Genomic DNA, 15,368 nt, shown 5'->3' on the forward strand with positions numbered 1-15,368 from the left:
TGGATTGACAGTTATTTCATACGATGGTAAAGTGACAAATATATTTCACAAATCGAAAGGAGGATTACGACATGAATCCAATTGTATTCATTCATCAACATGTAGGATTTAACAATGTGCATACTAAATTTATGAACGTAATCCATCCGCGCGTCGAATCTCTTTGATGATTAGGGGTATCCCATTAAATCAAAGGCGCATGGTTACGTAACCGTAACCGTGCGCCTTTTTAATTGCAGCGGGCCTTATTGTGCCTACTGCTTTGTGAAGAAGCGTATCGTACATTTACGGTGCGCTTCTTTTTTTGCTTTTTTGGGGCTGATGATGCTTGGATGGATACGGGAGGTGTCAGGACAAAATTATGTTTATCGTACTTAAGAAACTTCAATGGTTTTTCGCAATGAATTGGAAAAGATATACGCTTGCCTGTGTGCTGCTTATTATTACAGGCTTTCTGGATGTCATCCCGCCTTGGCTGATTGGCCATACGATTGACGGCATTCATCAAGGCAGGCTGGATGAGACCGGCTTTGTGCAGGTTGTCATCGGCTGGGTGGGCGTTACGGTGATCGGCTACGCGATAACTTACGTGTGGCATTATAAATTATTCGGCGGTGCCTTTGTGCTGGAGCGGCTGCTCCGGTCACGCCTTATGCGTCACTTTCTGAAGATGACGCCAACGTTCTACGAACGGAACCGGACGGGCGATTTGATGGCTCGTTCGACGAATGACCTGAATGCCGTAGCAACAACAGCAGGGTTTGGTATTCTGACGCTTATTGATTCGACGTTCTTTATGCTGACGATTCTTGGTGTGATGGCAGCGATGATCAGCATTAAGCTGACGCTTGCTGCGCTTCTGCCATTGCCGTTCATTGCGCTTGCGATGAAGCATTTTGGCGGGAAAATCCACGAGCGCTTTATGCAGTCGCAAGATGCGTTTGGTGAATTAAACGACCAAGTGCTGGAGTCGGTATCTGGTGTGCGTGTTATCCGTGCTTTTGTACAGGAGGAAGCAAACCAGGGGCAGTTTAAGAAAAAGACGGATGAAGTGTTTGAGAAAAATATCGCTGTGGCCAAGATTGATGCACTCTTCGAGCCAACAATCAAAATTTTGGTTGGTCTCAGCTATCTGATTGGTCTTTGTTATGGTGGTTATCTGGTGTTCCACAGTGAGATTACACTAGGGGAGCTTGTATCTTTTAACGTGTATCTCGGGATGCTGATTTGGCCAATGTTCGCGATTGGTGAGCTGATCAACATTATGCAGCGGGGTAATGCTTCGCTTGACCGAGTAGAAGAAACGCTTGGCTATAAGCCGGATGTAGAAGATGCGGAGAATACGATCGATGTGACGGCACCGGCGACAATTGTGTTTGAAGATGTCACGTTCCGTTATCCATCTTCTGTCGTCGATAACCTCAGCGATGTTACGATTCGTCTGCGGCAAGGCCAGACACTTGGTATTGTCGGCCGTACGGGTAGCGGCAAGACCACACTCTTGAAACAGCTGTTAAGAGAGTATCCGGTTGGTAAAGGCGAGATTGCGATTACCGGCCAGCCTCTTGAGAAGCTGTCGATGGAGCGCTTGCTTGGCTGGATCGGATATGTACCACAGCAGCCAATTCTGTTCTCAAAGACGATACGCGAAAATATAATGTTCGGGAAAAAAGGCGAGTCAACAGAGGATGATCTGCAGCGTGCACTCGCACGGGCATCCTTTGCGAAGGATATTCAATTCCTGCCGGATGGCCTCGAGACGATGGTTGGCGAGAAGGGTGTTGCGCTCTCCGGCGGTCAGAAGCAGCGGGTCAGCATTGCGCGTGCACTTATTGCCGATCCTGAAATATTGATGCTGGACGATGCGCTTTCTGCTGTTGATGGACGGACGGAGGCCGAGATTATCGAGGGCATTCGGACTGAACGCACCGGCAAAACAACACTTATTACGACGCACCGGCTGTCTGCTGTACAACATGCCGATCATATCGTAGTGCTTGATGAAGGACGAATTGTTCAGCAGGGCACGCATGATCATCTGGTGAAGCAGGATGGCTGGTATAAGGAACAACATGAGCGGCAGCAGCTTGAGTCGCTTATTGAATCATAGGAAAGAGAGGCGTTTACGAACAATGGGTCAAACAGGTAAACGATTGTTTCAATACGCCATGCTTTATAAAAAACCGATCATTGGAGCTTTGATTCTCCTCCTGCTCGCCGTTTGCGCGGAGCTGGCGGGACCGTTTATTGCGAAGCGAATGATTGATCAGAATATTCTCGGCATTGAGAAGAGCTGGTATGAGGTAGCGTCGGATGAACGCTATGCGGTCTCTTATAAAGACAAATGGTACAAACGTGAAGATCACTTTGCTCCGGGTGAAGCGAAAGGTGCGGAAGTGCATCTGCTTCAAGCCGGCAGAAAATTTTATTGGTATGAAGGTGCTCTTCCTATGGAGGGAGGCGCTCGTAAAGTAGCGGACGGCCAAATGACCGTTACAGATAAAACAACCAAAGAAACGGCAGCATTCCCGGTGTCGTTAATTACGGCGAAAGAGCTGTATCAGTTCTATAAGCCAGAAATCCCAAGCTTATTGAAGCTGGCAGGTTTGTATGTCGGACTGCTTCTGCTTGGTGCGGTGTTTACTTACGGACAGCGTCTGCTGCTTCAGACATCCGCGAACCGGATCGTTCGGCGGATGCGTAATGATGTATTTGCTCATACACAGCGGCTTCCGGTGAATTACTTCGATACGCTTGCTGCAGGGCAGGTCGTCTCGCGGATTACGAATGATACGGAAGCAATCCGCGAGCTGTATGTCGCGGTGCTTGCGAACTTCTTCTCCGCGATTGTCTACATGACAGCGATCTACGGGGCACTCTTCCTGCTAGATCCACGTCTTGCGCTGTTCGCTCTGCCGCTGGTACCCATTCTGCTTGTCTGGATTAGTTTGTATCGGCGCTTTGCAGCCCGTTACAACCGTATTATCCGGACGAAGCTGAGCGAGATCAACGCGATGATCAATGAGTCCATCCAAGGGATGGCAATTATTCAAGCGTTCCGTCGTCAGAAAGAAACGTTTAAAGAATTCGACGAGCTGAACGAGCATTATTTTACGTATCAGAACAAGCTGCTTAGCTTGAACTCGATTACTTCTCATAACCTTGTGAACGTTGTCCGGAACATTATCTTCCTCATTGTCATCTGGTTCTTCTGGGGAGATTGGTTTGGCGCTGCAATCGGGGTTGGCGTGCTGTATGCATTCGTGGATCTGATGAACCGGATGTTCCAGCCGATTGTAGGTGTTGTTAACCAGCTGTCGAACCTCGAGACTGCGAGGGTATCCGCGGAGCGGGTATTTATACTGATGGATCAGCCGGGTGTTGAGGTGGAGCCTGGCACAATGGAGCGTTACAAAGGCGAAGTGAAATTCGAGGATGTCTCGTTTGCGTACAAGAAGGATGAGTATGTGCTGAAGAACATTACTTTCTCTGCCCGCCAAGGGGAGACGGTAGCGCTTGTTGGTCATACGGGTTCCGGTAAAAGCTCCATTATGAACCTGTTGTTCCGGTTCTATGACTCGAATGAGGGCAGCATCATTATTGATGGCAACAATGTGCTGGATATTCCGAAGCAGCATTTGCGCCAGCATATGGGGATCGTACTGCAGGATCCGTTCTTATTCACGGGTACAATTGCATCAAACATCAGCCTGGATAATCCGGCGATCAGCCGGGAGCGGGTGGAACAGGCACTTCGTGATGTAGGTGCTTATGAGATGTTCTCGCAGCTGCCGGGTGGCATTGATGCGGAAGTAATTGAGAAGGGCAGTACGCTGTCTGCGGGACAACGTCAGTTGATCTCATTTGCAAGGGCACTTGCGTATGATCCTGCGATCTTGATACTAGATGAAGCAACAGCAAGCATCGATACAGAAACAGAGGCCATTATACAAGAAGCACTTGATGTGCTGAAAAAAGGCCGTACGACGTTTGTTATTGCGCATCGCTTATCAACGATCCGCCAGGCGGATCAGATTCTGGTGCTGGACCGCGGCCGTATTGTGGAACGTGGCGACCATGATCAATTGATGGAGCATCGAGGCAAATATTATGCGATGTACCAGCTGCAGCAGGGCAGCACCGTAACAGCTTCCTAACAAATAAGCACGGCCCGGACGGGAGAAGGGTTCTCTCTAGTCCGGGCCGTGCTTTTATTAAATATAAGAAAGTATAAATTTTTATTTTACTATGCTTATATTTCATTCGCGAAACATATGCTGCCCCTCTTTATCGGCGCAGCTGTTTACGCTTGTAAAAACGGATTAGTCCGTTTTGAACGTGCCTGCTGCTTTGTTTAAGTTATCCGCTAGACTACGGAGCTGTGCGGAGGAGCTTGCAACCTCCTGCATGGAAGCGAGCTGTTCCTCGGATGCAGCTGCTACACGTTGCGATTGCACGGAAGAGGCTTCCGCAATATGCTCCAGCTGGTCAAGCGAAGCTGCGATTTGCTGGCTGCCTGCCGACATCTGCTCGGATGCAGCGGATACTTCCTGCACTTGGCTGGATACTTGACGGATCGCTTCCATAATGGAACGGAAGGATTCGCCGGCTTGGCGTGATACGGTAGAGCCTTCGCGAGCGCCTTGGGCTGCTTTTTCCAAGGAAGCGGCTGCTTCATCTGTACGTCCTTTAATTCCACTTAGAATCGTAGAGATCTGCTCGGATGATTCCTTTGAACGTTCTGCAAGCTTGCGAATCTCATGAGCAACAACGGCAAAGCCTTTGCCATGCTCGCCGGCACGTGCTGCTTCAATAGAAGCATTAAGGGCAAGCAGATTGGTCTGATTCGCAACATCTCCGATCATATCAAGGATTGCACCAATCTGGCTGTTCATTTGCTCCAGCTCTTGCATAACGGTCGATGTCTCGGTCACATTCGTTTCAATCATTTGCATTTGCGATACCGTACGACTGATAACCGTATCCCCAGCGTTAGCAAGCTCGGATGCATCAACAGCAAGCTCTGATACATTCGAGGAGGACTCCGCTATACGTTGGATGCCAACGGTCATTTCGTTCATCGCCCGCTGACATTCCTGGAAGCTTTGCAGCTGTGTGTCTGCGCCTTCGGCTACGTCTTGAATTGCTTCGGATACTTCTTCTGTCGCGCGGGAGGTTTGCTCGGCGCTCTCCTGCATGGTAATAGAAGAACCAGCTACTTCACTTGCGGTTGTGCGAATTTGGAAGGCGAGCTGTTTAAGGCTCAGAATCATTTCATTAAAGGCGGCGGAAGCACGTCCGATCTCATTATTGTTCGTAACGGGGAGTGTCACTGTTAAGTCGCCTTTAGCTGCGAGTGCAGCTACTTCACTTAGGCGTTTAATTGGTCTTGTTACCATTCTGATCAGGAAGACGATAAGTCCGATTGCAACTGCGGTGCACAACAGTCCAATACCAATACTTGTCCAGAGCAAGCGGTTAAGATCGTCCTGAACCATACCATAATCAAAGTCAATGCCAAACAGGGCTACCGTATTGTTGCTGCTGTCTTTGATAGGCACGAGATAGGTCTGCCATGATCCCATGCCATCGGTGTAAGGGTGCAGCTGAGCGAAGCCTTCTTTTTGAGCCATGTCATAGCCTCTGCTAAACTCTTTGGTTAATTCATATGGCGTGCCCGGCGTAAAACCAGCTTCTGTAATGGAATAGCTGCCTTGCAGCATGGTGAGATAGGTTTTTCCGTTTTGATCAATCTTATCAGGGAGCATGAGATATGTATTTTTGATGCTGGCATTAGCATCCATGGACATCAAGTGAATTTCCAGATCGGAAAACTCCTGTGAGCCTTCTACTTTATCGTCTTTGAGCTGTTCTGTGGTGGTATGAATAAGGTCAGCCCTTGCATTGGTGACGAGGCCTAATGTGCGAGCGGTTCCCGTCATATCTTCCATGTAGGAATTCTTTTGGGAGATATACGAGTAGGCGACCATAACAGAAACGATAATAATGAACAAAATGGCGAGTACAACTGAGCTCACGAGAGCCAGGCTTTTTCTTTTGCTTAAAAATGACATCAATAATCCCTCGTTCTTAGTGGTAGTAGGCTGCGATAGCATCGTTGTATTCTCTGATTGCCACTATACCAGCAAAATATTAGATAAATGCGCAAACCTCTGTTAGAAAAGTATTTGGAGTTTTATTCGGTAGAAAAGAGGAATTAGATTAGAATTATGAGACTATTCTAATCTTCTAAATATTGACAAAGATTGACGATGTTCAAGTTGCGTTCATATAAAAGGCATACAATGGAAAAGCTTGGCGATTCCAGATTGGAAAGGCGGAGAAATGATGAAGAAGAAAAGCATATGGGTTGCTACGACAACTTTGGCGCTATCACTTGCGATTGGGGGAAGCTTATGGTCAGACCCATCGGTTAATGCGGCATCGTCTACATCGGCCTCGAAAGCAAATGCGGCATTGGATTCAACGTCAACGGATAAGGCAGAGCACACTGGCAAGCAGGGCAAGCGAGGTTTTGGATTTGGGTTAAGTAAATTCGAGGGCCAGCTTGCGGAATATTTGAAGCTTTCTTCAGATGAATTGAAGGAGAAGCTGAAGACGGCAACATTAGCAGAAGCTGCTGCCGAGCAAGGAGTTAGCCGTGATGATTTGAAGGCGAAGCTGGTGGAATGGCTGGATGCTCAGGCTGCGGAGCTGCCAAGCGACAAGGCGGACAAGCTGGACAGTTCGGCAATTGCAGATAAGCTGCTTGATGCAAAAGGCGGAGCTATTGGTGGTCGCGGCATGGGTGGCGGTAAAGAAGAGTTTGGACCAATTGGACGCGTTGATAACACAGCGTTGCTGGAGCTGCTTGGTCTGACAGCCGAAGAGTTGAAGGCTGATCTGAAGGATCGCCAGTCTTTAGCTGCAATTGCTGAGAAGCAAGGGGTAGACGTACAAAAGGTAATCGACCTCCAGGTGAATGAGGCGAAAGCGAAGCTGGATGAAGCACTTGCCAGCGGCAAACTGACGCAGGAGCAGTATGATACGAGACTTACGAGTGTAACTGAAATGGTGACGAAGCAGGTGAACGGAACGTTTGAGTTTACGAAAGAAGCGCGCGGCGGCCATATGGGCGGCGGCGGTCACTTCGGCAAAGGCAAAGGTGCTGGTGCAGAGACGCCTTCAGAATCAAGCTCGGCAGGCAGCACAACAGCTTAATTGGTGAGCGATTAAAAGGATAAAACCGTACTGCAGAGGCAGTGCGGTACCGGCTTGGCGCGTTGCTATTACGCGACCATATGAAGTCACAACAAAAGGACGGAGCAGCCAGCTGCTCCGTCCTTTTGTTGTGACTATTTATGCTTTCATCACGTCGTGGTCGACGTAACGCTCGCCGTTCAGCTCGCTGATAATGTTGATGGCTGCTTTAGCCCCATCGCCTGCTGTAATGACGGCATGCACGCTGACACCAGCCACTGTGCCTGCTGCCCAGATGCCGGAAATATTTGTATGGCCTGCTGCATCTACGGCAACCACTGTCTTGATCCGCGGCTCGGTACCTGGTTTAGTTGTAACACCAATATGTTCTGCCAAATCTACCAAAGCGCCTGTTGCGAGCAGAACATGCTTCGCCTCATATGTACCTTGGTCTGTTACGACAGACAAGCCGTCTTCAATGACGGTTACGCCGGTAACGGTCTCTTCCTTCAATTCTGCGCCTAGTCTAACGGCCTGCTTCTTCCCTGTATCGACAAGATCGGGGCCGCCGATCTCGGTAATGCCGTAATAATTTTCAAACCATGCTCGTTTTGTCATGCCTTTGTTGTTCTCGAACAGAAGGGTGCTCTTTCCTGCTTTCGCTGTGAAAATCGCGGCGCTTGCGCCGGCTGGTCCTGCACCAATGATAATGATATCGTACATCATCCAAGCCTCCCGAGAAGAAAATGGTAAGTTCAACCAATATTATAAATCGAAAATAACCGGACAAGCAAACGGCAAGTGCAGCAGTCTCAGACTGGGGGTTCATTAAACATTCACATTTTTTCCCACCCAGTTAGTTGACGCCAATTCTTGGCCTTTGGTATAGTTCTACTATTGAATAGTTCTATAGTGAAACTAAAATGACAAGCGAGAGGATATTTCGTAATGGCAATTGATAATAAACTGCTGGAGTCGATCATAAGGCGGTATGAAGAGGCGCATTTCAGCGTGCACCGCAGGCTTACGGGCATGTTCCGGGATCTAGTGCCGGAGGAACTGACGATTGAGCAATACTCAACGCTCCGGCATTTGCGGACATCTGAAGTGTGTACATCAACGGAGCTGGCGGATATTTTCTGCGTAGGCAAAAGCTCGATTACCGCAATCATTACAAGGTTATTTGATAAGCAGTTAATTGAGCGGCTGCCAGATGAGAAGGACCGCAGGGTTACTCTACTGAAGCTTACGGAAGAAGGCAAGCGGGTAACCGATGTTGTGGAAGGCAAGATGCAGCAAATTATTGCAACATTTTTGCAGCATTTTGAAGAGAAAGAGGCGCTGGCCTTTATGGAGACCTTTGAGAAGCTGGCGCGGGTGATGTCACAGTCGTCTGGAGATGGAGAGGAGAGGTAGGTTAACAATGAAGACGGTTATAAAAGCAAGATGGATTATCCTGCTCGCTTGGCTTGTGCTTATGGTTGGGCTTATGCTCAGTGCACCTAATATGCAGAATCTTGTGCGGGAAAAAGGGCAAATGAACGTGCCTGATGGTTACTCATCAACCATCGCTTCGCAGATGGCAAAGGAGATTGGTACGAAGGATGGCGGAGGCGGTGGTGCCTCTACGGTACTTGTCTTCCATAAGGACGGCGGCTTATCTGATGCTGACTTAACCGGTATTAAAGCCGGAATCGATAATCTGAAAGCTCATAAAGAAGAGCTTCGTATTGCATCTCTGACGACTCATTTTGACACCCCTGAGCTGGCAAAGCAGATGGTGGCGGAAGATGGTTCAACCATGCTGGTACTGGCAAATGTGAATCTGGATGGCGCAGAGCAGAAGGAAGTCCGTGATAACCTATATGATGCGCTTAAGGATGTAAAAGTAGAGCATCATTACACAGGTAACTGGCTGATCTCCGAGGATGTTGTCACAAGCTCCCAAGAAGGGCTGAAGAAGACGGAGCTCTTTACAGTCGGCTTTATTCTGGTCATCCTGTTCCTCGTGTTCCGTTCGGTTGTTGCGCCAATCGTTCCACTTCTGACAGTGGGCTTCACTTATATGGTGACACAGTCGGTTGTAGCGTTCTTGGTCAAATATCTCGATTTCCCGCTATCGAACTTCACGCAAATATTCCTTGTTGCTGTACTATTCGGGATCGGGACCGACTATTGTATTCTTCTGATCAGCCGATTTAAGGAAGAGCTGACGCACCGGGGCGGCGACATTCGGGAGTCTATTGTAGCCACTTACCGCACCGCGGGGAAAACCGTTCTCTTCTCCGGTCTCGCTGTATTAGTCGGATTTGCTTCTATTGGATTCTCGACCTTCGTGCTGTACCGTTCGGCGGTAGCGGTTGCTGTTGGGATCGCGGTGCTGCTGCTGGCGCTCTTCACGATCGTTCCGTTCTTCATGGCGGTGCTGGGTAAAAAGCTGTTCTGGCCGTCCAAAGGCTCGCTCGAGCATAAGCCAAGTGGATTGTGGGGAGCGGTTGGCAAGTTCTCGCTGAAACGTCCTGTCTGGGCGCTTCTCATCCTGGCGGTACTGATCGTTCCATTCCTGAGCGCCTATAAGGGATCGTTGTCGTTCAATTCGCTTGACGAGCTTGGTAATAAATACAATTCGGTAAAAGCTTTTAACATCATTGCCGATGGCTTCGGGCCAGGTGAATCACTGCCTTCTTCTGTCATTGTGAAATCTGATGAACCACTTGATACATCTGAAGGGCTGGCGGCTCTGGAGCAGATCAGCCGTGAACTGAGCGGCGTGCAGGATGTCAAAACGGTACGCAGCGCAACTCGTCCAACAGGCGAGGCGATGAATGATTTCATGGTTTCCGATCAGGTTGGCACGCTGGAGGATGGTATTGGCCAAAGTGGAGACGGTCTTGGTAAGATTGGCTCCGGTCTCTCTGATGCAAGCGCTGAATTGAGCAAGAATGAGCCGAAGCTGAATGAAGCAGCGGCTGGTGCAGGCAAGCTGGTTGATGGTACTAACGAGCTGAAGACCGGCATAGTGCAGCTAGGTGATGGGCTTAAGCAAATTCAGCGTGGTCTTCAGAATGGTTCTGCCGGGGCTGAAGAGCTTACGAGAGGGCTTAAGCAGGCGAAAGCAAGCGCCGATCAGCTGGCTGCAGCAAGCAAGGAACTGTTGAAAGGCTATCAGCAAGCGGGAGCCGGTGTAGGCCAGTTATCGCAGGCGTATCAATCGGTCGCTGCTGAACAGGAGAAGCTGGCGGATGGTTTGTCGAGTCTGGAGCAGGGAATCTCCGGCTTGCAGGCCACACATCCTGAGCTTGCGGATGACACTGCTTATCAAGAGGCGCTTAATTCCGTGAAGCAGCTTGGTCAGGATGCAGCGGGAATCAGCGGCCAGATGGACCAGTTGAATACGCAGCTGACCGCCGTGAATGGCGGGCTTGCGAAGGCCAATACCGGTTATGAGCAAGCGGCGGACGGGCAAGCTGCGTTAGCCGCAGGTCTTGGTAAGCTGGCAGATGGCATTACGAAGCTTCAGACCGGTATTGAGCAGGCAGCGGATGGCCAAGGGCAGATCGTATCGAAGCTGCCTGGCGTAACCGATGGACTTGATCAGCTGGCAAGCGGACAGAAGGAGCTTCAATCTGGTTTCACGGAGCTCTACAGTCAGCTTGGGCAATTAACTGGCGGCCTTGATCAGAGTGTAAGTGGCTTGACTCAAGTGACCGACGGCTTATCCTCGGCACAAGGTTACTTGAATGAGCTGTCGTCTTCCTCCAATAAACAGATGACAGGCTGGTTTATTCCGGAGGAAGCGATTGCTAGCGCGGACTTCCAGCAGGCATTAAATGTGTATATGTCCGAGGATCGGAAATCTGCGAAATTTGATGTGGTGTTCAGCGGCAATCCGTATGAAGAAGAGACAATGTCGCAGATTGATGATTTGGAGGCAGCGGTAGAGCGCGGCGTACAAGGCACGGCTTTTGACGGGCATGTTACGTATGCGGTTGGCGGCGTATCCAGTATGAACAATGACTTGAGCAATATTTCGAACGCGGACTATTCCCGTACAGTGATGCTCATGATTATTGGTATAGCGATTATTTTAATTATCTTATTCCGCTCAATAGTCATGCCGCTCTACATGATCGCTTCACTTCTTGTGACGTTCTATACGTCGATGGCGATTACGGAAGTGATCTTCGTCCGTATACTCGGGCAGAGCGGTATCAGCTGGGCCGTTCCGTTCTTTGGCTTTGTCATGCTGGTGGCGCTGGGGATCGACTACAGTATCTTCCTGATGGATCGGTTCAAGGAATACCGTGATCAGATGTCTCCTACCGAAGCGATTCTGGCTGCAATGAAAAATATGGGGACCGTCATTATGTCGGCGGCCTTGATTCTTGGTGGTACATTCGCGGCAATGCTGCCTTCGGGCGTCATGTCGCTTCTGCAGATCGCTACAATCGTATTATGCGGTTTGTTCTTATATGCACTCGTCATGCTGCCGCTGTTCATTCCGGTTATGGTCCGGATGTTCGGCAAAGCGAACTACTGGCCTTTCATGAAAGAAGACGGAGGGCGTCGTGCACCGATATCTACGGGGCATGAAGTTCATACCCATTCGACTGATTTATAGGCAGCAAAAAAACCTCTCGAACCACGGCAACCGTGGAACGGGAGGTTTTTTTTGGCTTATATATTGGCCAGCACTGTGCCGCCATACACAAAGGCGATGCAGATGACGATGGCAGGATGAATCTTCTTGCGCTCCATGAGCCAGTAAGCGACGGCGGCGATGCCAATCGTCTGCCACAGGTTGGTGGATCCGATGGATGTATCGATCATCTGCCAGGTGAGCAGCACCATCATGATGGCAACGACCGGCTGTACGAGCAGCGTCATTCCTTTTACGATTGGCGATTGGCGATGCTTCTGCAGCAGCTTGAGCAGGAAGATAAGCGCAACTGCCGAAGGGATAATTGTTGCAGCCAGCGCAAGAATTATACCGGGCCAGCCTGCTACGTCATAACCAACAAAAGCAGCGATTTTGGTCGCGATGGGACCAGGCAAGGCATTGCCAAGCGCCAATATATTCGAGAACTCCGTATCATTGGTCCAGCCATAATGGGTTACGATCTGGTTGTACATGAGCGGGATAGAGGCTGGTCCGCCGCCATAACCAAGGACATTGGCGACAAAAAAGCCGATAATCAGGTCAATCCAATCCATTACTCCCCGCCTCCCTCAGACCGCACACGTCGTTTATTTTTCCACTTGGTAACTAAGCCCTTCGCTTTGAAATGCACCGCTCCATAAGCTAAAAAGGCGACAATGACGATCGCATCCTGAATATTAATAATTTGCAGGAGGAGAAAGGCGACTGCGAACATCCCAAAGCCCATCCATTTGCCCAATCCTTTGACGGCACGATTGGCAAATTCATAGGCCATAACGCCAAGCATAACGGCAATGACCGGAATAACGGCAGCAATCATGCCTTGAATGACAGTCGAGTCGCTCAAATATTGCACGACAGACAGCAGGGCAATCATGGCGATAGCTGAAGGCAGAATATGCGATAAGACCGATACTACCGCACCAAGCCAGCCTTTACGGCGGTAACCGAGGTAGGCGGCCATTTTGGTTGCGATTGGTCCAGGCAGAGCATTCGCAAGGGCGAGAATTTCGGCAAACTCATCATCTTCAATCCAGTGGTAACGGGTAACAGCTTCATAGCGGATTAGCGGAATAACAGATGGTCCGCCGCCATAGCCTAATACACCGGTTTTGAGCATCGCCCATGCGATCTGGCCGTAATCGTTTGTTCCTGTTGGTCTGCCGATCTGCGGCGGCTGGGCACCCGGATCTAATGTCGTTGTTGTTTCCATCGTTTACAGCCTCATTCCCATCCGACTTTTGTATCGGTTAATAAGCACCTGACAATCGACACCCATAATGCCGGGCAGCGGATACAGCTTCTCCCGCATAAAGGTCTCCATCTCTTGATTGCTGGTGAACAAGCCATGCATATGTAGCTTACTTGGTCCGGTCATATGATAGAGACTCGTCACGACGGGCTCGTCGGCTAATCGGTCGGCTGCTTCGTGGAGGTATTTCGGCTCTACTTCAACGTTGAAAAAAGCGCTGACCGTTATACCGATTTTCTCCGGATTAATAACAGCTGTGAACCGCTCGATGACGCCTTCTTCCATAAGAGTGTTAATACGTGCCTGTACGGCAACACGTGATAGACCGATATCTTTGGCTAAATCCGTGTAAGAGATTCTGCCATTTGCATGCAGGGCGGATATGATTTTACGATCGATATCATCAATTTGTCCATTATCAATAGGGCTGGTTATTCGTTGATTCATAGGTGAGACTCCTTTCAATATAGCAGACTTCTATGCAAATGGTATGCGAATGAACTATTTTCATTACTATATGCATAAATATATATCGATTTTTGTTCATCATCAACAAAAATTGCGGAACCGGCTTTCTTTTTCGTTGCCGGGTGCTGGGAGCCGTGTTATTTTTAAAACATAGAATTAGATGTTAGTTAACCTGACTTATAAGGTGGCATGGGGATGAAGAAGCCGGTAACAGGAACAAAAGCGATGGTTGTAAGTCCACATCATTTGGCAACGGCAGCCGGGGCACGTGTATTGGAGCGGGGAGGCAATGCCTTTGACGCGGCAATTGCCGTCAGCGCTTGCCTTGCGGTTGTTTATCCGCATATGACAGGTGTGGGAGGCGATGCCTTTTTCCTCTCCTACCATGCTGGTGATGGAGAAGTACGAGCTTATAATGCCAGCGGCCGGTCCGGCAGTGAGGCAACCATAGATGCCTATGCCGATGTGGAAGCTATTCCGACAAGAGGTCCACGCAGTGCTGTTACGGTGCCTGGTATGGTGGACGGCTGGTATGCGGTGCAGAATCGATATGGCCGTCTTACGTTTGCGGAGGTGCTGGAGCCTGCAATTGCTTATGCTGCGGAAGGTTTCCCTATGTCCCCTGATCAATATGAACATACAAAGCAGCATGCTGCGATGCTCGCGGAGCAGCCGGTTACCGCTGGCATTTATATGCCAGAAGGCAGAATCGTGCCGGCAGGGGAGCGGTTTGTTCAGCAGCAACTGGCGGCAACGCTAAGCAAGGTTGCTAAGCATGGAAGGGATGCCTTCTATAAAGGAACAGTGGCAGAAGAGATTGTCCGCTATTTGCAAGCGGAGGGTGGTCTTCTGACAGAGGATGATTTTGCTGCACACAGCGGAGAGTGGGTGTCGCCGATTCGTGGCTCTTACCGGGGGTATGATATCTATCAGGTACCGCCGAATTCGCAAGGCTTCACCGGTATTATGGCTCTGCAAATCCTTGAACAATTTGATCTTGCAGCAATGGGACATGGCTCTTATGCGTATTATCATGCGCTGGTAGAGGCGCTGAAGTTAAGCTTCCGCGACCGTAACCGTTATCTAACGGATCCGACTTTCTCGGCTGTTCCGCTCGATCGGCTTCTCAGCAAAGAGTATGCAGCAGAGCTTGCGGCATCTATTAATCAGAACGAAGCAGTAGACATTAACAGCCAGCCGGTGGGCAGCGATACCGCTTATGCGGCAGTTGTGGATGAGGACGGCAATGCGGTTTCTTTTATCCAAAGCTTGTATTTCGAGTTTGGTTCAGGTGTTGTGGCAGGTGATACGGGGGTTCTGCTGCAGAATCGCGGCTCCTTCTTCTCGCTTGATCCGAATCATATTAACCGTTTGGAACCTGGTAAGCGTACCTTCCATACGCTTATGCCGGCAATGGCCTGCCTGAACGGCAAGCCAAGCTATTTGTACGGCACGCAGGGAGGAGAAGGTCAGCCGCAGACGCAGACGCTTATGCTGACACGGATGATTGATTTTGGAATGAACCCGCAGCAGGCCGTAAGTGAGCCGCGTTTCGTATGGGGCCGCACTTGGGGAACGCCTACGCAGGAGCTTAAGCTGGAAGGACGGATTGCAGAGGATACGGCTGATAAGCTTACGGCAGCGGGACATCTTGTAAGGCGGCTTAAGGACTATGAAGGTGTTATGGGGCATGCGCATGCCATTGCTATAAATAAAGATGGTCTATTAAGCGGCGGAGTGGATCCACGTTGTGATGGCTCGGTGATCGGCTGGTAGATTACTAATAAT

At 49.6% G+C, this 15,368-nt stretch carries 11 protein-coding genes; 6 read left to right on the top strand and 5 right to left on the bottom strand.

The annotated features are described in order from the left end of the window. The first annotated feature begins 361 nt into the window (after positions 1 to 361). A complete protein-coding gene (locus AC0YNT_RS09835; protein ID WP_475804410.1) occupies positions 362 to 2,110 on the top strand; it encodes an ABC transporter ATP-binding protein in 1,749 nt (582 codons plus the stop codon). 22 nt (positions 2,111 to 2,132) lie between these two features. Then, the gene (locus tag AC0YNT_RS09840; RefSeq protein ID WP_475804411.1) at positions 2,133 to 4,157 is read left to right on the top strand and encodes an ABC transporter ATP-binding protein; all 2,025 of its coding nucleotides are present in this window, start codon (positions 2,133 to 2,135) and stop codon (positions 4,155 to 4,157) included. A gap of 165 nt (positions 4,158 to 4,322) precedes the next feature. Here AC0YNT_RS09840 and AC0YNT_RS09845 read toward each other — a convergent pair whose 3' ends face one another. Next, positions 4,323 to 6,074: a methyl-accepting chemotaxis protein gene (locus AC0YNT_RS09845; RefSeq protein WP_475804412.1), complete on the bottom strand. Its 1,752-nt coding sequence runs from the start codon at positions 6,072 to 6,074 to the stop codon at positions 4,323 to 4,325. A 271-nt stretch (positions 6,075 to 6,345) separates the two neighbouring features. On the opposite strand from AC0YNT_RS09845, the gene AC0YNT_RS09850 reads away from it, so the two are divergent. After that, positions 6,346 to 7,221: a hypothetical protein gene (locus AC0YNT_RS09850; RefSeq protein WP_475804413.1), complete on the top strand. Its 876-nt coding sequence runs from the start codon at positions 6,346 to 6,348 to the stop codon at positions 7,219 to 7,221. Between the two features lie 138 nt (positions 7,222 to 7,359). Here AC0YNT_RS09850 and AC0YNT_RS09855 read toward each other — a convergent pair whose 3' ends face one another. Continuing rightward, positions 7,360 to 7,923: an FAD-dependent oxidoreductase gene (locus tag AC0YNT_RS09855; RefSeq protein WP_475804557.1), complete on the bottom strand. Its 564-nt coding sequence runs from the start codon at positions 7,921 to 7,923 to the stop codon at positions 7,360 to 7,362. A 225-nt stretch (positions 7,924 to 8,148) separates the two neighbouring features. Between AC0YNT_RS09855 and AC0YNT_RS09860 the strand changes: the two genes are divergently transcribed. Together AC0YNT_RS09860 and AC0YNT_RS09865 are read left to right on the top strand one after the other, a co-directional pair. Continuing rightward, complete coding sequence (locus AC0YNT_RS09860; protein WP_475804414.1) at positions 8,149 to 8,616, top strand: MarR family winged helix-turn-helix transcriptional regulator; 468 nt, start codon at positions 8,149 to 8,151, stop codon at positions 8,614 to 8,616. Positions 8,617 to 8,623: 7 nt separating this feature from the next. Beyond that, a complete protein-coding gene (locus AC0YNT_RS09865; RefSeq protein WP_475804415.1) occupies positions 8,624 to 11,821 on the top strand; it encodes an MMPL family transporter in 3,198 nt (1,065 codons plus the stop codon). 56 nt (positions 11,822 to 11,877) lie between these two features. Here AC0YNT_RS09865 and AC0YNT_RS09870 read toward each other — a convergent pair whose 3' ends face one another. The 3 genes from AC0YNT_RS09870 to AC0YNT_RS09880 all read right to left on the bottom strand — a co-directional run bounded on the left by AC0YNT_RS09870 (position 11,878) and on the right by AC0YNT_RS09880 (position 13,559). Beyond that, a complete protein-coding gene (locus tag AC0YNT_RS09870; RefSeq protein WP_475804416.1) occupies positions 11,878 to 12,414 on the bottom strand; it encodes a chromate transporter in 537 nt (178 codons plus the stop codon). Further along, a complete protein-coding gene (locus tag AC0YNT_RS09875) occupies positions 12,414 to 12,980 on the bottom strand; it encodes a chromate transporter (RefSeq protein ID WP_475804558.1) in 567 nt (188 codons plus the stop codon). The genes AC0YNT_RS09870 and AC0YNT_RS09875 overlap by 1 nt, the downstream gene beginning before the upstream one ends. 96 nt (positions 12,981 to 13,076) lie before the next feature. Next, positions 13,077 to 13,559 (bottom strand): Lrp/AsnC family transcriptional regulator, encoded by a 483-nt coding sequence (locus AC0YNT_RS09880; RefSeq protein ID WP_475804417.1) that lies wholly within the window; start codon positions 13,557 to 13,559, stop codon positions 13,077 to 13,079. Positions 13,560 to 13,775: 216 nt separating this feature from the next. Here AC0YNT_RS09880 and ggt point away from each other — a divergent pair, with 216 nt between their 5' ends. Next, on the top strand, positions 13,776 to 15,356 hold the full coding sequence (ggt, locus tag AC0YNT_RS09885; RefSeq protein ID WP_475804418.1) for a gamma-glutamyltransferase: 1,581 nt from the start codon (positions 13,776 to 13,778) through the stop codon (positions 15,354 to 15,356). The last annotated feature ends 12 nt before the right edge of the window (positions 15,357 to 15,368 follow it).

The sequence above is a fragment of the Paenibacillus sp. J22R56 genome (assembly GCF_056269375.1).

Excerpts from the sequence above, each read along its gene's own strand:
- AC0YNT_RS09880 (WP_475804417.1), bottom strand. The coding sequence starts at position 13,559 with ATGAATCAACGAATAACCAGCCCTATTGATAATGGACAAATTGATGAT.
- AC0YNT_RS09855 (WP_475804557.1), bottom strand. The coding sequence starts at position 7,923 with ATGTACGATATCATTATCATTGGTGCAGGACCAGCCGGCGCAAGCGCC.
- AC0YNT_RS09870 (WP_475804416.1), bottom strand. The coding sequence starts at position 12,414 with ATGGATTGGATTGACCTGATTATCGGCTTTTTTGTCGCCAATGTCCTT.
- AC0YNT_RS09860 (WP_475804414.1), top strand. The coding sequence starts at position 8,149 with ATGGCAATTGATAATAAACTGCTGGAGTCGATCATAAGGCGGTATGAA.
- ggt (WP_475804418.1), top strand. The coding sequence starts at position 13,776 with ATGAAGAAGCCGGTAACAGGAACAAAAGCGATGGTTGTAAGTCCACAT.
- AC0YNT_RS09845 (WP_475804412.1), bottom strand. The coding sequence starts at position 6,074 with ATGTCATTTTTAAGCAAAAGAAAAAGCCTGGCTCTCGTGAGCTCAGTT.
- AC0YNT_RS09835 (WP_475804410.1), top strand. The coding sequence starts at position 362 with ATGTTTATCGTACTTAAGAAACTTCAATGGTTTTTCGCAATGAATTGG.
- AC0YNT_RS09865 (WP_475804415.1), top strand. The coding sequence starts at position 8,624 with ATGAAGACGGTTATAAAAGCAAGATGGATTATCCTGCTCGCTTGGCTT.
- AC0YNT_RS09850 (WP_475804413.1), top strand. The coding sequence starts at position 6,346 with ATGATGAAGAAGAAAAGCATATGGGTTGCTACGACAACTTTGGCGCTA.
- AC0YNT_RS09840 (WP_475804411.1), top strand. The coding sequence starts at position 2,133 with ATGGGTCAAACAGGTAAACGATTGTTTCAATACGCCATGCTTTATAAA.
- AC0YNT_RS09875 (WP_475804558.1), bottom strand. The coding sequence starts at position 12,980 with ATGCTCAAAACCGGTGTATTAGGCTATGGCGGCGGACCATCTGTTATT.